General features: G+C 68.4%; 20 protein-coding genes. 11 read left to right on the top strand and 9 right to left on the bottom strand.

Annotation, left to right across the window (positions count from 1 at the left end; all coding sequences use genetic code 11):
- Positions 1–420: 420 nt before the first annotated feature.
- Genes msrA through VNF71_16620 form a run of 3 tightly spaced genes read right to left on the bottom strand, consistent with a single transcriptional unit; the run spans position 421 to position 3,909 of the window.
- Positions 421–1,107: a peptide-methionine (S)-S-oxide reductase MsrA gene (gene msrA, locus VNF71_16610; GenBank protein ID HVA76176.1), complete on the bottom strand. Its 687-nt coding sequence runs from the start codon at positions 1,105–1,107 to the stop codon at positions 421–423.
- Positions 1,108–1,165: 58 nt separating this feature from the next.
- Positions 1,166–2,521, bottom strand: a complete 1,356-nt coding sequence (locus VNF71_16615; protein HVA76177.1) for a TldD/PmbA family protein — start codon at positions 2,519–2,521, stop codon at positions 1,166–1,168.
- A complete protein-coding gene (locus VNF71_16620) occupies positions 2,518–3,909 on the bottom strand; it encodes a TldD/PmbA family protein (protein HVA76178.1) in 1,392 nt (463 codons plus the stop codon). The genes VNF71_16615 and VNF71_16620 overlap by 4 nt, the downstream gene beginning before the upstream one ends.
- A 101-nt stretch (positions 3,910–4,010) precedes the next feature.
- Between VNF71_16620 and VNF71_16625 the strand changes: the two genes are divergently transcribed.
- A complete protein-coding gene (locus tag VNF71_16625; protein ID HVA76179.1) occupies positions 4,011–4,388 on the top strand; it encodes a hotdog domain-containing protein in 378 nt (125 codons plus the stop codon).
- Positions 4,389–4,438: 50 nt separating this feature from the next.
- Here VNF71_16625 and VNF71_16630 read toward each other — a convergent pair whose 3' ends face one another.
- The gene (locus tag VNF71_16630) at positions 4,439–5,242 is read right to left on the bottom strand and encodes a L,D-transpeptidase family protein (protein HVA76180.1); all 804 of its coding nucleotides are present in this window, start codon (positions 5,240–5,242) and stop codon (positions 4,439–4,441) included.
- 63 nt (positions 5,243–5,305) lie between these two features.
- Between VNF71_16630 and VNF71_16635 the strand changes: the two genes are divergently transcribed.
- The 4 genes from VNF71_16635 to VNF71_16650 are packed head-to-tail and all read left to right on the top strand — an operon-like array spanning position 5,306 to position 9,907.
- Positions 5,306–6,142, top strand: a complete 837-nt coding sequence (locus VNF71_16635; GenBank protein HVA76181.1) for a phosphatase PAP2 family protein — start codon at positions 5,306–5,308, stop codon at positions 6,140–6,142.
- A gap of 32 nt (positions 6,143–6,174) precedes the next feature.
- Positions 6,175–7,221, top strand: coding sequence for a polyprenyl synthetase family protein (locus VNF71_16640; protein HVA76182.1), 1,047 nt, complete (start codon positions 6,175–6,177; stop codon positions 7,219–7,221).
- 44 nt (positions 7,222–7,265) lie between these two features.
- Positions 7,266–9,158 carry a 1-deoxy-D-xylulose-5-phosphate synthase gene (gene dxs / locus VNF71_16645; GenBank protein ID HVA76183.1) on the top strand — a complete coding sequence of 631 codons (1,893 nt, stop codon included), beginning with the start codon at positions 7,266–7,268 and terminating at the stop codon, positions 9,156–9,158.
- Between the two features lie 11 nt (positions 9,159–9,169).
- Positions 9,170–9,907: a maleylpyruvate isomerase family mycothiol-dependent enzyme gene (locus VNF71_16650; protein HVA76184.1), complete on the top strand. Its 738-nt coding sequence runs from the start codon at positions 9,170–9,172 to the stop codon at positions 9,905–9,907.
- Here VNF71_16650 and VNF71_16655 read toward each other — a convergent pair.
- Entirely contained in the window at positions 9,897–10,613 is a 717-nt protein-coding gene (locus tag VNF71_16655) for an SOS response-associated peptidase (GenBank protein ID HVA76185.1), read from the bottom strand. The two genes, VNF71_16650 and VNF71_16655, sit on opposite strands and share 11 nt — an antisense overlap.
- A gap of 20 nt (positions 10,614–10,633) precedes the next feature.
- The gene (locus tag VNF71_16660) at positions 10,634–11,737 is read right to left on the bottom strand and encodes a phosphodiester glycosidase family protein (GenBank protein HVA76186.1); all 1,104 of its coding nucleotides are present in this window, start codon (positions 11,735–11,737) and stop codon (positions 10,634–10,636) included.
- A 206-nt stretch (positions 11,738–11,943) separates the two neighbouring features.
- Between VNF71_16660 and VNF71_16665 the strand changes: the two genes are divergently transcribed.
- On the top strand, positions 11,944–13,635 hold the full coding sequence (locus VNF71_16665) for a hypothetical protein (protein HVA76187.1): 1,692 nt from the start codon (positions 11,944–11,946) through the stop codon (positions 13,633–13,635).
- Positions 13,636–13,665: 30 nt separating this feature from the next.
- On the opposite strand, the gene VNF71_16670 is transcribed toward VNF71_16665, so the two are convergent.
- Positions 13,666–15,042, bottom strand: a complete 1,377-nt coding sequence (locus tag VNF71_16670; protein HVA76188.1) for a HAMP domain-containing sensor histidine kinase — start codon at positions 15,040–15,042, stop codon at positions 13,666–13,668.
- A gap of 65 nt (positions 15,043–15,107) precedes the next feature.
- On the bottom strand, positions 15,108–15,845 hold the full coding sequence (locus VNF71_16675; protein ID HVA76189.1) for a response regulator transcription factor: 738 nt from the start codon (positions 15,843–15,845) through the stop codon (positions 15,108–15,110).
- On the opposite strand from VNF71_16675, the gene VNF71_16680 reads away from it, so the two are divergent.
- The gene (locus tag VNF71_16680) at positions 15,832–16,275 is read left to right on the top strand and encodes a DUF2237 domain-containing protein (protein HVA76190.1); all 444 of its coding nucleotides are present in this window, start codon (positions 15,832–15,834) and stop codon (positions 16,273–16,275) included. The genes VNF71_16675 and VNF71_16680 overlap by 14 nt on opposite strands.
- A gap of 48 nt (positions 16,276–16,323) precedes the next feature.
- Positions 16,324–18,012, top strand: coding sequence for a glycosyltransferase family 39 protein (locus VNF71_16685; protein HVA76191.1), 1,689 nt, complete (start codon positions 16,324–16,326; stop codon positions 18,010–18,012).
- Positions 18,013–18,036: 24 nt separating this feature from the next.
- On the opposite strand, the gene VNF71_16690 is transcribed toward VNF71_16685, so the two are convergent.
- Positions 18,037–18,495 (bottom strand): hypothetical protein, encoded by a 459-nt coding sequence (locus VNF71_16690; protein ID HVA76192.1) that lies wholly within the window; start codon positions 18,493–18,495, stop codon positions 18,037–18,039.
- 101 nt (positions 18,496–18,596) lie between these two features.
- Here VNF71_16690 and VNF71_16695 point away from each other — a divergent pair, with 101 nt between their 5' ends.
- From VNF71_16695 to VNF71_16705, 3 genes are read left to right on the top strand one after another with little or no spacing between them, the layout of a single operon-like run.
- The gene (locus VNF71_16695; protein HVA76193.1) at positions 18,597–19,178 is read left to right on the top strand and encodes a sigma-70 family RNA polymerase sigma factor; all 582 of its coding nucleotides are present in this window, start codon (positions 18,597–18,599) and stop codon (positions 19,176–19,178) included.
- On the top strand, positions 19,171–19,818 hold the full coding sequence (locus tag VNF71_16700; GenBank protein ID HVA76194.1) for a zf-HC2 domain-containing protein: 648 nt from the start codon (positions 19,171–19,173) through the stop codon (positions 19,816–19,818). The genes VNF71_16695 and VNF71_16700 overlap by 8 nt, the downstream gene beginning before the upstream one ends.
- A gap of 53 nt (positions 19,819–19,871) precedes the next feature.
- A complete protein-coding gene (locus tag VNF71_16705; GenBank protein HVA76195.1) occupies positions 19,872–21,131 on the top strand; it encodes an MFS transporter in 1,260 nt (419 codons plus the stop codon).
- The last annotated feature ends 42 nt before the right edge of the window (positions 21,132–21,173 follow it).

Consider the following 21,173-nt stretch of genomic DNA (forward strand, 5'->3'; position numbering starts at 1 on the left):
TTAGGCGGAGATGGCAGCCAGGAGGCGCCAGGTGCAGTTGGTTCTCAGAGGTTAGCCGGCCTGCTGGTAGTTGTCGCTGGGCGGGTTCGGCGACGGCTGGAGGACGGGCCGTGTTCTAGTCGGTGCTCGACGACGCGTGTGACAGCTTCGGAGCGGACGCGCGGGTAGGCCTCCACGACCCCGCAGCGGTCGCAGCGGACGATCCAGCCTCGACCGTCGATGGTCGCCTCCAGGCTCACCTGGGGCATTCCGCCTCCATGCTGTTGATTCTGCCGAGCCGGCCTGGCGGTCAGGGCACGGGTAGGTGGCAGATTCGTAACGATTCGTCATTCCCGCGGGTCGGCCGTCGTCCAAAGCGCTCGGCTCGGCGACAAGCGATGTCAGGCGAGGCGCGTCGCTCCGTAGGGAGGCTGTCGACTGTCAGCGACCTTGGTTGGCCTCGCTCGATGTCGTGGGAACGTTCAGGCCAATTGGACAGGCCACACCGGTGCCGCCCAGGCCGCAGTAGCCGTCGGGGTTCTTGGCCAGGTACTGCTGGTGGTAGTCCTCGGCGTAGTAGAACCCGCCTTCGGGCAGCGGGCGGATCTCGGTGGTGATCGACCCGTAACCCGCCTCGGCGAGCGTCTCTTGGTACGCGTCACGCGAGGCGTCGGCTGCTGCGAGCTCGGCCGGGTGCAGGGCGTAGACGGCGGAACGGTACTGGGTGCCCTGGTCGTTGCCCTGCCGCATGCCCTGGGTCGGGTCATGCGACTCCCAGAAGATCTTCAGCAGGTCGTCGTAGGAGGTGACGGCCGGGTCCCACACTACGAGCACCACCTCCGCGTGCCCGGTGCGGCCGCTGCAGACCTCCTCGTATGTCGGGTTCGGCGTGTAGCCGCCGGCGTAGCCGGCCGCGGTGACGTACACGCCGGGGGCCTGCCAGAACTTGCGCTCCGCACCCCAGAAGCACCCCAGCCCGAACACGGCTATGCCGAATCCCTCCGGGAAGGGCGCCTTCAGCGGGTGGCCGCTGATGAAATGGACGCCGTGGACGGGCATCGGCTCCGCGCGGCCTGGAAGAGCGTCCGCTGGATCGACCATATGCAGCTTTTGACGGGAGAACATCATCGTCCCCAGGCTACGGCGACCCGGCCCCTATGCACGTGCACGGCCGGTCTGGCTGCCTCTACGCCCCGCTCATGGCGATGTCCGAGACCGCGAGGGTAACGCCCGACGCCGAAGAAGGCAGGCGCTCCAGGTCGTTGCCGATCGCAACGACGCCGGCCAGCATCCGCTGCAAGGTCGACGCGATGGTGATCTCCCGTACCGGCCCGGCAAGAGCCCCGCCGCGGATGAGAACACCCTCCGCCCCGACGGAGAAGTCGCCGCTGACCGGGTTGACTCCCGAGTGCACACCCGACACCGACTGGACCATCAGACCGTCGCCGACCTCGGCGAGCACCTGCTCCGGGGACAAGGTGCCCGGCACGAGGGTCAGCGCCCTCGCGCCCGTGCCGGGCGCGCTCTTGAATCCTGCCCTGACGGCGGAGGCCGTCGACGAAGTACCGGCTCGGCGGGCCGAGTAGGTGTTGTACAGGAAGCGGCGCAGCATGCCGTCTTCGATCAGCACGTTGCGACGGGTCGCCAGCCCCTCGGCGTCGTAGGGGGTCGCCCCGTACGCGTCGGCGTCCGTGGGGTCGTCCACGAGTGTGAGCGCCGGCACCGAGACACTCTCTCCCAGGCGGTTCGCGAAGAGGGACCTGCCCTTCAGGACCGATTCACCGTCGAGGGTCCCGGCGAGGATGGCGAGGAGCGTCGCGGTGATCCTCGGTTCGAACACCACGGTCAGGTGCTCCGACTTCGGCTTGACCGCGCCGAGGAGTCGGGTCGCCCGCTCGACTGCGTCGGCGGCCGCCTTGCCGAGGTCGAGGTCAGCCGGGCTGCGGCCGACGCTGTACCCGCCGCCCGTCTGAGTGTCCGATCCTTCGCCGGCGACCGCGTACGCGGACAGGTAGCAGGCGGTCCTTCGAGACGATGCGCGTATACCGGTACTCGTCGCGACCGCGGACTCGACGGCGGCATCGCCCCACTCCGACGCCTGAACCTGCCGGATCCGAGAATCGCCCGCCCTGACCGCACGTTCGAGCTCGATCGCCAGCGACACCTTCTGGTCGGTTGGAAAAGATGCCAGGTCGTCGCGCCAGAGATCCAGCTGCGCCGGCGCCACCCCGTCGGGTTCGGCCAGACCGACGAACTCGTCGTCGGTGGCGAAACCGGCGTTGTCGCGCGCCTCTTCCAGAGTCTCCTCGACCACTGCGGGGTCGAGCGATCCCGCGTAGGCGAACCCTTGGCGAGGCCCCTTGACGACGCGTATGCCGATCCCGGCCGACTCCGCCGAAGAGAGCGACTCCACCTCCCCGCTGAACACCTGCACCTCGGTCTCGCGGCCGCGCGCGACGAACGCCTCGACCTGCTCTCCCTCGCGGGCCCACCCGGCGACGCGTGTCGCCAGAGCGAGCAGCTCCGTGTCCGGTTGGTTCATCTCGCGGTACCACCCACGGTCATGGCGCTGACCCTGAGAGTCGGCTGGCCGTCGCCAACCGGGACGCCTTGACCTTGCTTGCCACATGTGCCCGGCGGACCCATGGCGAAGTCGTTGCCGACAACATCGATGTTGCGCAGCACCTCCGGGCCGTTGCCGATGAGGTTGGCATCGCGCAGCGGTTCGGTGATGTGGCCGTCCTCGATCAGGTAGGCCTCGGTCATGCCGAACACGAAGTCACCGGTTGCGGTGTTGACCTGACCGCCTCCGAGCTGTGCCACGTAGACCCCGTGCGGCGTCTGCCGGATGATCTCGTCGGGGTCCTCGTCGCCCGCGAGCACGTAAGTGTTCGTCATGCGGACCATCGGGAGGTGCTGGTAGCTCTCTCGCCGCCCGTTGCCGGAGCTCGCGCGACCTTCCTTTCGCGCCCGCAGCCAGTCCCACATGTAATCGGTGAGCACGCCGTCTTGGATCAACACGTTCCGTCCGGCCGGGTGGCCCTCGTCGTCGACTGCCAGGGCCCCCCATTCGGGGCCCATCGTGCCGTCGTCGACCAGGGTGACCAGCGGGCTCGCGACCAGCTGGCCGACCTTCCCCGCGAACACGGACACGTCCTTGGCGATGTGGTCCGCTTCGAGGCCGTGACCGCACGCCTCGTGGAACAGCACCCCGCCGCTCCCCCGCTTGATCACGACCGGCAGGCTGCCCGACGGCGCCGGCCGTGCGGAGAGCTTCGTCAGCGCGCGCTGACCTGCGCTGCGGGCCATCTCGTCGACGTCCACGTCTGTGAACAGCTCGAACCCCACAGTGGCCCCGACGCTCTCCCGCCCCGTCTGCATACCGGTGTCGCCGCTCGCGACGCAACTCACCGCGAAACGGGTCTTGACCTGGTCGTCGGACGCGAGGACACCCTCGCTGTTGGCGACGAGTATCTGCCGGCGGCTGTCCCCGTACACGGCGCTCACCTGCTTGATCGACCCGCCGGTGGATCGGGCCGCTTCGTCCGCACGCCGAAGCAATGCCACCTTGTCCGCCTTGGCGACCGATTCGGGCAGCACGGACACCGAGTTGGGCGCCGGAGCCTGAACTCGCTGCATCGCGACGGTGCGTACGCCACCTCCCCCGCCGCGTGCAGCCGCCGCAGCCGCTTCTGCCGCGGCCCGCAACCCCGCCTCCGAGAGATCGCTCGTGTGGGCGAAACCGGTCGTCTCGCCTACCACCACTCGGATGCCGGCGCCGCGCTCCCTCCCGGAGGTGAGCTCCTCCACCCGGCCGTCGTCGAGCCGGGCCGACGTGCCGCGCCGGTCCTCGGCGAAGACCTCCGCGAACTCACCGCCGGTCCTCAAAGCGGCAGCCAGGACTCCCTCGACCACGGCCTCGTCGATCAAAGCTTTTCTCCTATCAAGTGCACCTGGTTGGGCCCGGCGGTCCGACGCCCGGTCAGACCGCATTGGAACAGTGGGAGGGTACCCGCGTACCGTTGGCAACCGTGGCCGTCAACACGGGCATCACCGCCGCGATCGAACTGGATGTCACCGAGGAGGACACCGCGCTCCACCTTGGCACCGGAGACGTCCGCGTCCTGTCGACGCCGCGGATCGTGGAGCTCTGCGAGCAGGCGACCGTCAGGGCGCTCGAAGGCGGGGTGGAGGATGGAAGAACCTCGGTGGGGTTCAGGGTGGAGGTCACCCACCTCGCACCCATAGCGGTCGGTAGCCACGTCGTCGCCGTGGCGACGCTCGAGAGGACCGAGGGGAAGCGCCTCGTCTTCAACGTCAGCGTCAGCGACCGCTGTGGCCTCGTCGCCGCCGGCAAGGTGACCCGGGTGCTCGTCGATCGGGCGGCCTTCCTCGACAAAGCCCGCTGAGGGGCTGATCCAGAGCCCGGTCCTAGCTGCCCGGTCCTAGCTGCCCGGTCCTAGCTGATAGTGACGGGGGTGCCGAGCGGCAGGAGACCGGCCAGCTGAGTGATCGCCGAGTTGTCGAGGCGGACGCAGCCGTGCGAAACGGGGTGCCCGACGGACCACGGCTCGTCCTGTCCGTGGATGCCGATCTGGGCGTTGCCACCGTTGAAGGTTGCGTAGGTGTCGGAGAACCACGCGAGGCCGAAGATGTAGGGGCCGTAGGCGCCGTTGGGGTTGTCGGGCCGGATCAGCTCCCACAGGTACGTGTTGCCCGCAGGCGTGGGAGACGACGGTTTGCCGACGGCGGCGGGAAACTGCGTCACCTGGTCCGTCCCGTTGAAGACGGTGAGGGTGTCGGCCGCGCGGTTCACCACGACCCTGTAGGTCGTCTGCGTGAGCGTGACGCCAGCGGCAGGGATCCAGCCGAGGCTGCCATTGGGCCGGATCGGGAGCTCAACCTGCAGCCAGCCCGACGGGTCCGGCTGGCCGACGACCGCGAACACCTCCGGGGCGCCGAACGGGTTGGTGGCGGGCAGCGTCCCCGTGGGCTGGCCGCCGGGAGAAGCGCTGTATGGCGTGGCGGCGGACAGCGTTGCGATCAGGGTCGGCGCCGGCGTGTCCGCCAACGACGCCACCGCTCTTTTGGCACCCGCCCACCTCTCAGGGTGCGGTGGCGAGGGCTGCGCAGCAGCAACGGCATGTCCGAAACCGCCTTCGGGCGACAGGCCGGGCGCCATGATCGCCGAAGCGGTCACGCCCGCTATGCCCAACGCGGCGACGGCGGCCAACACGACCCGGCGTCCCCATGCGCGGTCCATGACCTCCATGGTGCCACGAGCGCGCCAGTAGGCTGAGCGCGCTCCCGCGGCCTCCCCTTGCGCATGTCCGAGACCTCCGAACCACAGCACGAACCGGCGACCAACCGCGCGCGCCCCGTGCTGCCCTCGCACTGGTGGCGCGAGATTCTCATAATCGCGGTGTTTTACGGCCTCTACACGCTCGTGCGGGACATCCGCAGCACCAAGCCGGTCTCCTACCTGCAGGCCTTCACCAACGCGAAGCGGATCATCCGTCTCGAGACGATGCTCGGCGTGTTCCACGAGCAGCAGATCCAGCACTGGTTCCTGCACGACCGGTCGTTCATCCGATTCTGGAACGACTACTACGGGACCGCGCACTTCGTGGTCGTCATAGCGGTGCTGGTGATGATGTTCTTCTGGTTCCCCGCGCACTACCGACTGTGGCGCAACACTCTGGCGATCACCAACCTGATCGCGCTCATCGGCTTCACGGTCTTCCCGCTCATGCCGCCGCGGCTTCTTCCTCCGAGCTACCACTTCGTCGACACCCTCCAGAAGTTCGGTGGGTTCTGGAACTTTTCCTCCGGGGCCATCAATCACGTGTCCAATCAGTACGCGGCGATGCCGAGCCTCCACACCGCTTGGGCACTCTGGTGCGCCGTCGCGCTCTTCCCCGTACTGCGTGCGTGGTGGACGAAGCTGCTCCTGCTCATCTATCCGCTGGCCACGATCTTCTGCATAGTCGTCACGGCGAACCACTACTTCGCCGATGAGGCGGCAGGGATCGTCGTGCTGGGGGTTTCCTATTTCCTGGCCAACCGGCTGACGCTCGCGCTGGACCGGCGGCACAACCAAAGAGAGGTCGAGTTGGGGCACGAGCTCGCTGCTCCCCCGCCGGACCGGGCCCGGCTGCCGTGAGCGACCCGGCGGGACCGCCGGCTTCGCGAAAGGTGGCGCCGCTGGTAGAGAAGCGGCTCGAGGATTTGCTTCGCCGCGAGACGAAGCGGTGGGCGCAGGTGGACGAGGAGCTGGCGGTCCCTCTGTCGGACCTCGCCTCGTCCGTACTGTCAGGGGGGAAAAGACTCCGCGCCGCGTTCTGCTACTGGGCTTTCGTCGGTGCGGGCGGCGACGCGGAGGACCCGAGGGTGGTCGACGCCGGCGCGGCCCTCGAAATGCTTCACAGCGCGGCTCTGCTGCACGACGACGTGATCGACGGATCGGACCGGCGCCGCGGGGTACCCACCGTTCACGTGGAGCACGCGCAAAGGCATAGGCGCATGGGTTGGAGCGGTGACGCCGCGAGGTTCGGCGCCGGCGTCGCCATCCTGACCGGAGACCTCGCCCTCGTGTACGGCGACCGGCTGCTGTCCGGCGCCCCGCGCGAGGCCGCTGACGTGTACGACGAGATGCGGCTCGAGGTCAACTTCGGCCAGTACCTCGACGTTCTCGGTGCTGCCGACAAGTCGGGCCTGGCGGGAGAGAAGGGGATCGAACGGGCCCGCCGGATAATCCGGTACAAGACCGCGAAGTACACCGTCGAGCGACCCCTCCATCTCGGAGCAGCCATGGCGGCTCCCTCAGCTTTCGCGGAGCTGAAGGGGCCACTGTCGCGGTTCGGATTGCCCTTGGGGGAGGCGTTCCAGCTGCGTGACGACCTGCTGGGAGTCTTCGGCGACCCGGCCCGCACCGGAAAGCCCGTAGGCGAGGACCTCAGGGAAGGCAAGCCGACCATGCTCGCCAGCCTCGCGGCGGCACGAGCGGCGGGGCAGGATGCAGAGCTTTTCGCATCACGGTTCGGCGCGCCCGATCTGGCACCGGGAGAGATCCGCCAGCTCCAGGACGTCATCGACTCCTCGGGAGCCCGTGCCGCCGTCGAAGGCGAAGTGGCCCGCCTGGCCCGCGAGGCCTCGTCGGCGCTGTCTCAACTGCCGTTCGAGGGCGAGGCTCTGGCCTCGCTGGGAGAGCTCGCCGAGTTCGTGGCGGGGCGCGACCAATGACAGGCGCAGTCCAGACCACTCCCGGGAGGGGGTACCCTCGGCAGGTGCTGCTGGAGTCGATCAACTCCCCGACGGACCTCGGCAAACTCGACTACGAGGAGCTGAGCGCTCTCGCCGCCGAGATCCGGGCGTTCATCGTCAAGGCCGTTTCGGTCACAGGGGGACATCTCGGCTCCAACCTGGGGGCCGTGGAGCTCACCATCGCCCTTCACCGGGTGTTCTCGTCCCCGCGGGACAACCTCCTGTGGGACACCGGCCACCAGGCGTACGTGCACAAGATCCTCACCGGCAGGCGGGACATGTTCGCCAGCCTCCGCCAGGGGGGAGGGCTGTCCGGCTACCCGTCGAGGGCGGAATCCGTCCACGATTGGGTCGAGAACAGCCACGCCTCCACGATCCTCAGCTACGCCCACGGGATGGCCGCCGGCGTCGCTCGCAGCTCCAGCCCCGACAGGCGGGTCGTCGCCGTCATCGGCGACGGCTCGATGACCGGCGGGATGGCCTTCGAGGGTCTCAACAACCTCGGTCACAGCGGCAGCCGGGTCGTGGTCGTCCTCAATGACAACGGGCGCTCCTACGCGCCGACCATCTCCCGCCTGTCGGAGAGCCTCACCAAGCTGAGGCTGCACCCTGGCATCCGCTCGGTGCGGTCCAGGATCGAGGAGGGGCTTCGGGACCTACCGAGGGTGGGGAATCTCGCATACTCCAGCCTGCAAGGTCTCTACTCGGCAGTCAGGGAGATCATCGAGCCGCCGGCGTTCTTCGAAGCGCTCGGGGTCCGCTACGTCGGGCCGATCGACGGCCATGACATAGCCGGGATGGAACTGGCCCTCGCGCAGGCCGCTTCGTTCGACGGCCCCATCGTCGTGCATGTCCTCACCAACAAGGGCCGGGGCTACCCGCCCGCGGAAAACGACGACGAGAAGTGCCTACACGACGCGCCCGTCTTCGACCCCGTCGTCGGTCCGCCACAGGGCTGGTCCGCGCCGCGCGGCTACACGCAGGCGTTCAACGAGGCGATGCTGTCGATAGGAGAGCGCTACCCGAACGTGGTGGCCATCACCGCGGCGATGCCCGGGCCGACCGGGCTTCTCCCGTTCGCCGGAAGGTGGCCCGACCGCTTCTTCGACGTCGGGATCGCCGAGCAGACAGCCGTAACGTCCGCCGCGGGCATGGCGATGGCAGGCCTGCGCCCGGTCGTGGCCGTCTACTCGACCTTCTTAAGCCGGGCGTTCGATCAAGTGAACCTGGATGTAGGCCTGCACGGGCTCCCGGTGGTGTTCGCGCTCGACCGCGCCGGCATAACAGGGCCGGACGGGCCCAGCCACCACGGGGTTCTCGACATTGCCCTGTGCCTGAAGGTGCCGGGCATGACGCTGTTCGCGCCTTCCTCCGCGCAAGAGGTCCCGGTGATGCTCGAAACCGCGCTGCAGCTGTCGGGCCCGGCATCCATCCGGTGGCCGCGCACGGCCGCCCGCCACGTCGCTGCCGACCAGGTGGGCTCCGGGCTCCAGGCGCGACTGGTCCGCCGCGGGGACGCCGAGGCACCCGATTCGGTCTGCATACTCGCGGTCGGCAAGATGCTCGAGGCCGCCGAGGAGGCAGCCGAGCTCCTCGTAGTCGACGGTGTCGACGCCACTGTCTGGGACGTGCGTGTCCTCAGGCCGCTGGACCCGGCGATGCTCGCCGACGCGGGACGCCACCGGCTCGTCGTGACCGTCGAGGACGGCGTCAGGACCGGGGGCGCCGGCTCGTACATCACCGACGCCATGGGCGACCTCTTCGAGACGAGAGCGACACCGCCGGTGCTCGTGCTGGGCATACCGGTCGCGTACATCCCGCACGGCGAGCCGGACCGGATCCTCGCCCAGCTCGGCCTGGATGGCGCGGGCATCGCGGCGGACATCGCCAAGGCCCTCCCCCGCCACGACTCCTAGGGCGACGACCGGTGGATCACGAGGCGCTCCTAAGGGCAGTCGAGTCCGAGGGTTCGCGGTTCTTCGACGTGGCGGACACGGTGGATACGGACCGCAAGGTGCCCGCCTGTCCCGAGTGGACGGTAGAGGACCTCGTACGCCACCTCGGCGGTATCCAACGTTGGGTCGCGGCGGTGGTTGAGGCCGGCGAGCCGGACAGCGGGATGTCGCCGCCGCAGGCTCCAGCCGGCACTGACGTGAGGGTGTGGGGGCGGGAGGGTTTCGAGGCGATGCTGAAGGCGTTCAGGGACAAGGGCCCTGACGCGCCCTGCTGGAACTTCCGGCCCGGTTCACCTCAGACCGCCGGCTGGTGGTACCGCCGCCAGGCGCTGGAAGCCGCGGTCCACCGCCACGACATCGAAGCAGCCGCCGGTATCCCGGCCCGGCCCGTCGATCCCGCTCTGGCCGTGGAAGGCGTCGACGAGATGCTGTGCGACATGCTCCCGGCGCTCCGTCAACGCGGCGCAGCCGACGCGCTGCATGGGACCCTGCACCTGCACGCCACAGACGAAGACGGCGAATGGTGGGTCGACTTCGACGCGGAGCCGGTGGCGGCAATCCGCGAGCACAAGAAGGCCGAGACTGCGCTGCGCGGACCTGCGTCCGGTCTCTTCCTCTGGCTATGGAACCGCCAGAAGATCTCCGAGGACTCGTTCGAGGTGTTCGGATCCGAGGAAATCCTGGCGGCCTGGGGGAAAGTCAGGATCTGACACCGGGGGGCGGATCGAGCGGTTCTAGGAGGTCCGGGCCGTCGTTGCGCACGTTGTTGACCCTGCTGCTCACGGGGAACAGCTCAAACCAATCGGACGGCGCCGGGACCAGCAACGCCTTGGCCTCATCCGCTTCTGTCGACGGGTCGAGCCAGCGCTGCCAGGACTCGCGCCCGAGCACCACCGGCATGCGATCGTGGACCGGCGACATGAGGTCGTTGGCCTCGGTAGTGATGATGACGCAGGTCTTCAGCGGTGGCGAGTCCGGATCCGAACGGTCGCGCCACACCTCCCAGAGACCTGCGAGCGCCATCGGCTCACCGTCCAGGCGGTGGACCGCATAAGGGAGCTTCCCTGCAGGCTTGCCGTCCGCGTTCGCCCGCCGCTGCCATTCGTAGAAATAGTCGGCGGGGATGATGCAGCGTCGCCTCGCCAGTGCGGCCCTGTAAGCCGGCTTGGTGTCGATCCCCTCGGCTCGCGCATTGATCATCCGGTTTCCGATGGCGGGGTCCTTTGCCCAAGACGGCACGAGGCCCCAACGGAACGTACCCAGCGCCCGGTGGCCCTCGCGTACGGCAACCGCGTACACATCGAGCGTGGGCGCGACGTTGTAGCGGGCTGGTAGCGGTTCGGCTCTCACCTCTTCAGCATCGAAGATCGCGGCGAGATCCTTCATCGTCGAGGTCGACGTGTAGCGGCCGCACATGCCCGGTGATGCTGCCAGGCTCAGCGACCGAACAGGGCGATGCAGTCGCGGCTGCTCGCGGTGAGGTAGTGATAGGGCGACGGCTCCATGTTGACGAGGAGCTTCGTCACGGTGAGATCCGCCGCAGGCATCCCCGGCGGGGCGGACGAGTACGTGAAAAAGTCGACCCACGCAGTGTTGATGTCCAGCTCCATGGCGCGCACCGCGCCCGCTCGTGACAAGAGATCCGCAAGGGTGGCGACGCTGAGACCGGGACCGGCCGCGTACACCAGCGCTCCGCCGGGTGTAACGCCTATCCCTGATCTCCAGACCATCACCTTGTTCGAGACCGTGAAGCCCCACTGGACGGGGTTGTTGTCCTGTACGCCTGGCACCGGCTGCCCTCCGTCGACGATCAGGTCGAGGTTCTGGCGGGCGAACACGATGTCCGGGCTCATGGTGACGTCGCGGCCCCACTCGCCGACATCGAGATTCCCGTTGCTGTCGATCCACATCGTCGCGGCGCCGGCGCGCAGCGGGCGCACGTACCGACCGTGGTCGTAGTAGCCGCCTCGAGAGTCCTGCATCTTGAAGCCTGAGTTGAATGCTGCGAGCAGGTCCGGCCGTACCGCGTCGGGGATCGGAAGCTGGTTCGTCCAGCCGGATCCGCCTGGCTCAGCAGCTCCGGCGTAGCCGACCGCGTTGACCAGCTTCGGGTCGATCCACGCCAGCGCGGCCACGAGACTGGTGTGCACGCCGTCCGGCCTGAGGTAGGTGGCGTACATCGCCGGGATCCCCTTGACCGGAGTGCCGAGCGGCCGCCATAGGCCCTCGCCAGGCAAGGCGTCCGCCACGTAGGGCCTCACCGGCGAAGGCGGTGGTAGGAACACCACCCTGGGTGGGGCGGCGAAATCGCCACGAGATTGGCGACCTGCGCTCACCTGGGCTCGCAGCACCCGGCTCGGGGTTCCCCCCTTCTTGGGTTGGTGGTGGCTGTACCAGTAGTTCTCGACGTCGTTGACGAGCCAGCGGAAATGGTGGCCTCGCAGCCACTCGACCGACCTGATGCTGAGGGCGTCCGTACCCGGCCCGGTCAGGGCCCGGGTGTAGGAATAGGCCACCGGGCTGAGCAGCGCGACGACCACGGTGAGCGCGATCCACCTCTTTCGCCGGTACCAAGGGCGCCGCGACGGCGATCCGGCCCCGGGCGCGTCGGAAGCTGGACGAGCGGGAGCGCGAGGGTCAGTGAGCATGCGTGGCGCAACGGGGGGCAACCGACGGTATCAACGGACGTACGCGCCCGGGCCGCGGCCCGCCCCGGCGGGTAGAATTCCCGGCACCCCGATCAATCATGGCCCTCACCTACCCAACTCACGCGCCGGCGAGTCCCGGACCGAGAAGCCGGATCTGGTGGCAGGAGCAAGCCCTGGCGCTCGCGCCGGCGGTGCTGACACTCCTGCTGGCCACCTCCGTATGGCTGCTCGGCTGGCGTGGCGTCGACCAGGCCGCACAGCTTTACCGGGTGACCATGTTCCGTACGCACGGGCTGATGATCTGGGACGCGGGGTGGTACGGGGGCAACTTCCCGCTCGGCTACAGCGTGCTGTTCCCGCCGCTGGCGTCGTTGCTCGGAATCCAGGTCGTGGCCGTGGCGTCGGCCGCCATCGCCACCCTCGCATTCGACCGGGTCATCCGGGCGCATTTCGGTTCGAGACCCCTCGGTACCTGGTACTTCGCGGTGTCGACGGTCCTGCCGGTGATGATCGGCCAGCTCCCGTTCCTCGCCGGCGAGGCCGCCGGCCTGGTCGCTCTGATCGCTCTCCAAAAAGGGCAACGGCGGACCGCTGTCGCTCTCGGCGTGGTCGCTGCGCTCTTCTCCCCGCTGGCCGCCGCGTTCCTCGCGATGGCCTGCCTGGCATGGGCGGCGCGCGGCAGCTCGCGGCGCGGATGGATCATCGCGACCGCCGCTGTGAGCCTCGGCGTGATCTTCGCGTTGGGTGCTCTGTTCCCCGGAGACGGGCCGTTCCCGTTCCCGTGGCAGGGACTTGTCGTGACCGAGCTGCTCTGCTTCACCGCGCTGACCCCCTTCGTCCGCACCACACCCGCCGTGCGTCTCGGCGCGCTCATCTACGCGGCGGCCTCCTTTTTCTCCTTCGTCGTCCCGAACCCTCTGGGCGGCAACGCCCCCCGGCTAGCCGGAGCCATCGGCGTCCCCCTGCTCGCCTGCTTCTTGACGGCCAACGGGCCCGCTGTAGCGCGCTTCAGCCCGTCCAAGCTCACGGAGAGGATCCTCCGCGGCCGGCGAGTGGAGTTCGGCCCCCGCCTACGCCTCCTCGCGGTCGCGATCGTCCTGCCTTTCGCCGTGTGGCAGTGGGCACCCGGCCAGAAGATCGTCACTTCCCCAGCAGCGTCGCCCTCCGTGAGCGAATCCTTCTACCAACCGCTCATCAGCGAGATCCACACGCTCACCCCGGGACCCGTGCGCGTCGAGATCCCGCCGACGCTGGAGCACTGGGAATCCGCATACGTTGCGCCGTACATCTCCCTCGCGCGCGGCTGGGAACGCCAGCTGGACATCGCTGACAACCCGCTCTTCTACACGCAGGGCGCCCTTACCCCAGCGTCCTACGAAGCGTGGCTCGACAACGAGGGTGTCAGCTACGTCGCCCTCCCGAACGCACAGCTCGACTACGCAGCGCAAGCCGAGGGGAGGTTGCTGGAGTCGGGACAGATCGGATCGTTGGTGCCGGTCTGGGGGACCGCACACTGGCAGCTCTGGCGCGTCAACGGCAGCCCGGGTCTCGTCACAGGATCAGCGGTTCTCACGACTCTCGAACCCGACCACCTCGTGCTCGAGGTCCAGAAGCCCGGACCGTTGACGGTCCGCGTGCGTTACACCGCGTTCTGGTCGATCACCACCGGAGCCGGGTGCGTGGGGCCCGCGCCCGGCGGTTGGACGAGTGTTCAAGCCTCCCTGGCCGGCCCGCTGGCGCTGTCCGCTTCGCTGCGCGGCAACCCGGCGACCACGTGCGCCACGCCTTAGCGCACGGTTGTTTGGAGGTCGCCTCCGGGGTCACAGCGCGCTGACGAAACCCAGCTGCGCTTCCGGGGCGGGAACGCGAGACACCGGGATCCGCACGGTGAAGACAGCGCCCGAGCGACCGGGGCCGGCGTCGCCCACGTTCACGCTTCCCTCGAACGCCTTGCACAAGTCGGCGACGATGGCCAGCCCCAAGCCGAAACCGCCTTGCACGCGGTCGCGGGCCTCGTCGAGGCGGACAAAGCGTTCGAAGATCCGTCCCCGCTCGTTCGCGGGCACCCCGGGGCCGTCGTCGCGCACTTCGAGAACCGCGAAAGAGCCGTCGACGGCCACCTTCACGTCGACGCTGGTTTGCGCGTAACGGCAGGCGTTATAGACGAGATTCCCGACCAGGCGCTCGAGGTAGACGGCGGGCATTCGTACGTTCACCGGCACGGAATGCAAAGTGATGCGCGGCCCACCGGCGCGCGCTGATTCGGCCGACGCGGCCGACACGACGGCCTCTGCCACCGCCGAAAGATCGGTTGCGGTGGAGGCTGCCTCTGCGGCGATTCCTCCCTCGTCGGAACGGGCGAGGATGAGCAGTGATTCGACCAGGTGGGCCATCCTCTCGTCCTGGGCCAGGACTTCCGAGGCGACCTTGCTCCATTCGGCGCGGTCGGGATGGTGCAGAGCGACCTCGATCTCGGTGCGGATGTTCGCTATCGGCGAACGCAACTCGTGGGAAGCGTCGGAGACGAAGCGGCGCTCTCGTTTCGCCGAGGATTCGAGGCGTTCGAGCATCGAGTTGAGGGTCCGCGCCAGCCGACCGACCTCGTCGTCGGTGGCGGGCTCGGGAACGCGGTGGGCACCCGACACAGCGGCCACCTCCGCCACCTCCGCACGAAGCGCCTCGATCGGGCGCAGCGCGCGGCCGACGATGAGCCAGCAGATGAGGCCGACCACGACTAGCAGCGCCGGCATGCCGATCTCCATGAGCCGCTGGATGTAGACCAGGCTCTTGTCGTACTGGTCGAGCGACGTGACGACGACCACGTAACCCCGGACTTTTCCGGAGCTCACCGGAATCGACACGACGTGCACGTCGCGGGCCTGGCCGGCGAGAATGTAGTCGTTGGTCTGGACCTGGGGGTCGCCGGGGAGCCACAGCGGCGGCTTGCTCCGCAGGGGGCGGCTGGCGGCAACCACCCTCCCGAAATGGAGCACCTGCACCAAGCCTGACTCGAGGGTCTGCGACGCTGGAAGTTGGAAGGGCGGAGCCAGCTCGGGGTTCATGGCGACGACGACCCGCGCCTGCTCCTCTGCGGTCGCGAGAAGGACGTGCTGGCGTTCCCGCGTGAGGCTGACCTCGATGATGCCGGCGGACACCGCAAGGGCACAGCCCACCGCGAGCACCGCGGTGAACGTCACGCGCACACGTACGGTCCCGAACAGGCCGCGCGCCCTAGAGACCAAACGCTTGACCAATCTGGCATTCATCGCGCGGTCCTGTTGGGGGCAGCAACTTCGGCTGCAGGACCCGGGGACCCGCCCGAGGTGCCCGAAGTTGCAGACAGGCGGTAGCCGTAGCTGCGCACCGTATCGATGTGCGATCCACGGCCCGGACGATCGAGCTTGCGCCGGAGATATCCGACATACACCTCCACGACGTTCGCGTCCCGCTCGGTGGCGTTGTCCCAGACATGTTCAAGCAGATCCGTCTTGGAAACCGTCTCCTCGGGGCGGTGCATCAGGTAGCTGAGCACGGCGAACTCGCGCGGGGTCAGGGTTATCTCTTCGGCGTCGCGCCAGCACCGGTGGTCCCGGGTGTCGAGTCGAAGGTCTCCGTGCACGAGGACTGCGCCCTGCGGCGCCCCGCCGCGGCGGATGAGAGCCCTCAGACGCGCGAGCAGAACCGGGTACGAGAACGGTTTTGAGAGGAAGTCGTCGGCACCCGTGTCGAGTGCCTCCGTCTGGTCGAACTCGCCCTGCTTCGCCGTGAGCATGAGCACCGGGACCCGGTCGCCGGCGGCGCGCAGGGCGGTCGTCACGGCGAAGCCGTTGAGTTTCGGCAGCATCAAGTCCAAGACGATCGCGTCGTAGTGTCGCTGACGGGCTCGTGCGAGGCCCTCCTCCCCGTCGAGGGCCACGTCGACCGAATAGCCCTCCGCCTCCAGGCCGCGCGCGAGGGAGTTGGCCATCGAAAGCTCGTCCTCGACGATGAGGATCCTCACACCCATAGTCTGCCCTCGCCGGCCGTCCTGGGGTGCCCGCCCGCAGCTCGGCGGGGATCCTGTGCTCAAATGGGGCGTGGCCAAGAACGTCCTCGGCGGGGAGCTGGCGCCGTGCAGCTTCGATCCCCTGACCGGCTTCTACCGCGACGGGTGCTGCAACACGGGAGCGGACGACCTGGGGGTACACGTGGTGTGCGCGCGAGTGACCGCCGAGTTCCTGGAGTTCAGCAAGAACGCCGGCAACGACCTGTCCACCCCACAACCCGGTTTCTCGGGCCTCCAACCCGGCGACCACTGGTGCCTCTGCGCTCCCCGCTGGAAGGATGCGCTGGACGCCGATGCTGCGCCCGAGGTGGTGCTCGAAGCGACGCACATCAGGGCCCTGGAATGGGTCGACCTGGACGATCTGCGTCGTCACGCCTGCACGTAGCCACTAGCCTTTGACGGTGCCTCCGAACTGCGCCGGCGGGACGGCAGCGTGACGGCCCCTGAGGTCACGGCCGGCGGGGTGACGGCCGGCGGGGTGACGGCCACCGAGCCAGGGGCCCCGAGGGGCCTGGACTTCGAAGGAACCCACGCCGACGGCACAACCCGGCCCGACGCCGCGCGCCAGCCACTCAGGTGGCGGATCGTCTCGCCGGACAGGGTCCTCGTCGCGGGGTTGGTCGCGCTCGCGTTCGCCCTGCGCGCGCCGAACATCGGCCGTGCGTACTGGATCGACGAGGGAATCAGCGTCGGCATCGCGTCACATCACGTCGGGCAGATCCCGTCGCTTCTGACCAGGGACGGGTCCCCGCCGCTCTTCTACTTCCTCCTCCATTACTGGATGGCGCTCTTCGGCAGCTCCGAGATCGCAACACACTTCCTGCCACTTCTCGTATCGCTCGCCACGATCCCGCTCGCGTACTGGTCCGGGTCCACGCTCTTCTCACGGCGCGCCGGGCGGTGGGCCGCGGCGCTGATGGCCACCAATCCCTTCCTCGGCTGGTACTCGACAGAGACGCGGATGTACACGCTCCTGATCGTCCTCGTGACTCTGGGCCTGACGTTCGCCGTCCGGGCTGCGCGCGATCGCAGCAAGCGCGACGCGATAGCTGCAGTGCTCACCTACGCGGCGCTCCTCTACACGCACAACTGGGGTATCTATGCCACGGTGGCGACAGCCGCTGTGATCGCTGGCAGGGCGGTGAAGCAAGGCGACAGGAAGCTCGCCGGCCAGGTCGTGCTCTGCGGGTGCGCGGTGGGAGCGTTGTGGCTCCCCTGGTTCCCCTACTTCGTCGACCAGGCTCGGCTCACGGCGGCGCCGTGGGCTGTCAGACCGAACATCGGGAATTTCTTCGCCGACCAGGCGGCGGCTCTCGGCGGAACCTTGAACTTCGCCATCGCCCCGTTGCTGGCGTTCGGGGCCTGGTACACGCGGTCGGCGAGGTCGAAGGCAGAAGGCCGCATGGCGGGGACGTTGTCCGCGGTCGGGCTGCTCACCGGCGTGATCGGTTTCCTCGGTGCCGAACTCGAACCGTCCTGGACGGTGCGCTACCTCGCCGTGATCGTCGCGCCGCTGCTGGTCGCTTCCGCGGGAGCGATGGCACCGTCGGTGTCGGGTCGCAGGGTTCTGACCGCAGCGTGCGCTCTACTGGCCGGCTGGAGCTTCATCGGTTCTCTCCTGCCCAACCCCAGCGCGCCGTACGCGAAGAGCAATGTGGCAGCCGTGGCGCGCGCCGCATACCCGCAGCTCGCCGCTGGTGACGTCGTGGTCGTCACCCAGACGGAGCAGCTCGCCGTGCTCTACCACTACCTGCCCAAAGGCATGGTCTACGTCACTCCGACCGGGCCGGTCCGGGACCCGTCGTTGGTCGACTGGCGCAACATCGTGCATCGGTTGCAGCACGCCAACCCGTGCACGGCCGTCGACCCTGTGATCAGGAACCTGCCCGTCGGTGCACACGTGCTCGAGGTCAACCCTGTCCACAAGCTTGGGGCGAGGGGGTCGGCTTGGTCCAAGGCGGTCACCGGCCAAGTGCAAGCCGTCGACCACCTTCTTGCCACCGACCCCGCGTTGGTGGCCATCGGTTCGTACGCGGAGGCGACGTCACCGAGGCCGTACAGTCCCGTCGTCGGCGAGTTGTTTCGAAAGGTCGCCGGCACCAGCCCTTGCGCTTCGGCGTAGCCCTAGCGCCCCTGGGGTAGCGGCCTAAAGAGGTTCACGCCTTTGGCGGAGCAGAGCGCCGGCGGCGGTGACGAGAAGAACAGCACCGGCAGTGATCTCGACCGCGAGGCTCAAGTGCGCGAAGGGGGCGTTCCACGAGTCGGTGAATCCGAACAGGCCGACGTTGATACTGAGTACAAGCCCGAGCGCCGTCCCCACCGCCAAACACGCGCCGGCGAGCGCGGCTGCCGCGACGAGCCGGCGCGTCGGGACTGCAAGCAGCACGAGGGTTGCGGTGATGGCGGCGACGAAGTTGGCCATGAAGAGAGGTCCCACCGTCGCGATGTGCTTGTAACCCTCGCTCCACAGGTGGAGGTGGATCCAGCCCATCCACACCAAGAGGCCGGCACCCACAACCCGTCCTGCCCACAGCGCGGGCGACGTGGACACGCTCCGCGACCTGGCGTCGCTCGTGGGACTGCCATCCGGCTCTATGACTGTCATGCCACCACTTATACGTTCCCAGGGCTACCGGGGACGTTCAATTCGCCGGAAAAGAGGCCTGCATGAAGATCCAGCAACAAGGCCCATTCGTATCATTGGTCGTGGCCCGCGTCGGACTTCCCGCTGATCGGATGGCCGACGAGGCCCTCCTGGCCGGTTTGTCCGCTGGTGGACCGGATGTCGGGTTGGCTTTCGTCCGGCGGTTCCAGAGACAGGTGTACGGAGTGGCTCTTGCAGTCGTGGGCGACCCGACGCTCGCCGAGGACGTGGCGCAGCAGGCATTCATCCGGGCTTGGAAGGCAGCTCCCGCGTTCGATCCCCGGCGGGGCTCGGTGCGCACCTGGTTGACCACCATCGCGCACAACCTCGCGATCGACGCGACGAGAGGCCGCAAGGCGACCCCGCTCGATCCGTCCGATCTCGTGCGCCTGATAGGAGCCGGGGCGGACGAGCCGGAGGCGTGGGCTCTCAGAGAGGAATCCGCGGGCGGACTGCGAAGAGCCATCCGCGACCTGCCCGCTGAACAGGGACGGGCGATCGTGATGGCCGGCGTCTATGGGCTCACCGCTCACGAGGTGGCCGAGTCGGAGGGGATCCCGTTGGGGACGGCCAAGACGAGGATCCGCTCGGCGATGACCAAGCTTCGCGCTGCGCTCGACCCGTCGGAGGTGGACCATGGCTGACACCGACTGCGACGTTGCGCGTGAGTCCCTGGCCGAGCTTGCCCTTGGAACATTGAGGGGCGAAGAACTCCGCCGGGTCAGCGCTCACGTCGAGCACTGCAAGGAGTGCAGGCACGAGGTGACCGCCATGGTTCCCGTGGCCTCCCAGCTACTCGAGTTGATCCCCGGCACGGAACCGCCTCTCGGGTTCGACCGGCGGGTCCTATCCAGGGTGGAGCATGTCGAGCGCGGCACCGGGCCGTTGACACGCCGGCGCGGGGTGATCATGGCAGTCGCCGCGGCTGCTGCAATCGTCTTCGGCATCTCCGGTTGGCTGGTGGGTGCAGGCTCTTCCAGCCATCATCAGAACCAGTCGCAGGTTGCGGCCGACTTCGTCCAGCAGGGGCGCGACGTGGGCAGGATCGAGGCACACGGCACGCCCTTGTGGTTGACCGTGACGGTGCGCGGCACGGGGATCTCAGGACCGGTGACGTGCGAGGTGGTCCACGAGGACGGGAGCATCACGACGATGGGGTCTTTTGACCTGGTGGGCGGCAGCGGCACCTGGAGCACCCCCGACCCCGAGGGCATGGCGAACGTCACGCAGGCCCAACTCGTCGGCACCGACGGCAAGGTGGTGGCGGTAGCACACTTCTCGTAGCCGCCCGAGGAAAATCCGGGGCGGCCGCGGCGCGACGCCGGTACCGTCGACGGGTGCATTTGTTGCGCCGGCCTCGGCTGGCCCTTCTCTTCGCGGGTGGCGCGCTGAACGCCATCGGAAGCTGGGCAACCCTGATTGCCCTGTGGGGCTTCGCCGCGTACCGGTTCCATACCGGGGCCGCCGGCATCGCGATGATCGGACTCGCCTGGAACGTCCCCGGAGCCGCGCTCGGCCCCCTCGCCGGCGCACCTATCGACAGGTTCGGCCCGCGCGCCGTGATGATCGCTTCGGACGTGCTGGGGTTGGTCACCGCGCTCGGCATGGCGGCTTCAAGCAGCTACGGCGCCCTCGTGGGGATGGCAGTGGCTGCCGGGGCAGTCCAGTCGTTTGGGAGGCCCGCGTCGATGAGCCTGATCCCCCGCCTCGTCGACGAGAGAGAGCTTCTCGCGGGCAACTCGTTGATGGGTGTGGCGGAGCAGTCGGCGATCGTGTTCGGCCCACTCGCGGGCTCGCTCGCTATCAACGCGTGGGGCATCCGAGCCGCCTTCATCTTCGACGCGGCAACATTCGCAGTTGGCGCGCTGAGCGTGCTGCCGTTGCGTCCCCGTACAGGTGCTCGGTCGAGCGGGAGCGGTTTCAGTGGCCGAGAGCTTGCGGCCGGGTGGAAGCTCGCCCGCCGCATACCGGACGTCCGTCGCACCTTGGGTTTGGCGTTCGCCGTCTTCTGCTCTTGGGGAGCCTTCATGGTGATCGAGCCGCTGTATGTGCGCGACGTGCTGCACAGGTCGCCGGCGACGCTGGGTTGGTTGCAGACCGTGTTCGGGATCGGCCTCATTGGGACCACGATGCTGCTTCCGCGCATCGGGGAGAGGGTCGTGTCGGTCAAGGCGCTTGCAATCGCCGTGGGCTTCTCGGGGGTCGCGGCGGCCGTCTATGTAGGCACACGATCGCTTCCGGTCGCGATGGCGGGTGTGTTCGTCTGGGGTGTCGATGTGGCCTTCTTCATGCCTCCGATGCAGACGGTCTTGCAGCGAGCAACACCTATCGACGCGCACGGTCGTGTGATGTCGCTGGCCGCTACTGCGAACGGCGCAGGGAACCTGGTCGCGATCCCGGTAGCCGGGCTCGTCGTGGGAGCGATCGGGGTGAGCCACACTGGGGCGGTCGTCGGGCTCCTGGCGGTGATCACCGGCGCTGCGGGCGCGATGATCCCCTCGTCGGGTCTGGGGGGAGACCCGAATGACGCGGCCCGCGCCAGGACGCCCGCTAGCCTGCCGCGTACGCCGCTTCTCGGTGGCGCCGAAGCCGACTAGCACAGCCGCGTACGTATCTCCAGCCGAACACGTAGCCGCTTC

This window comes from Acidimicrobiales bacterium (assembly GCA_035533095.1).
GTDB lineage: Bacteria > Actinomycetota > Acidimicrobiia > Acidimicrobiales > Palsa-688 > DATLUM01.

Excerpts from the sequence above, each read along its gene's own strand:
- msrA (HVA76176.1), bottom strand. The coding sequence starts at position 1,107 with ATGATGTTCTCCCGTCAAAAGCTGCATATGGTCGATCCAGCGGACGCT.
- VNF71_16615 (HVA76177.1), bottom strand. The coding sequence starts at position 2,521 with ATGAACCAACCGGACACGGAGCTGCTCGCTCTGGCGACACGCGTCGCC.
- VNF71_16630 (HVA76180.1), bottom strand. The coding sequence starts at position 5,242 with ATGGACCGCGCATGGGGACGCCGGGTCGTGTTGGCCGCCGTCGCCGCG.
- VNF71_16635 (HVA76181.1), top strand. The coding sequence starts at position 5,306 with ATGTCCGAGACCTCCGAACCACAGCACGAACCGGCGACCAACCGCGCG.
- VNF71_16655 (HVA76185.1), bottom strand. The coding sequence starts at position 10,613 with ATGTGCGGCCGCTACACGTCGACCTCGACGATGAAGGATCTCGCCGCG.
- VNF71_16665 (HVA76187.1), top strand. The coding sequence starts at position 11,944 with ATGGCCCTCACCTACCCAACTCACGCGCCGGCGAGTCCCGGACCGAGA.
- VNF71_16680 (HVA76190.1), top strand. The coding sequence starts at position 15,832 with ATGAGGATCCTCACACCCATAGTCTGCCCTCGCCGGCCGTCCTGGGGT.
- VNF71_16690 (HVA76192.1), bottom strand. The coding sequence starts at position 18,495 with ATGACAGTCATAGAGCCGGATGGCAGTCCCACGAGCGACGCCAGGTCG.
- VNF71_16700 (HVA76194.1), top strand. The coding sequence starts at position 19,171 with ATGGCTGACACCGACTGCGACGTTGCGCGTGAGTCCCTGGCCGAGCTT.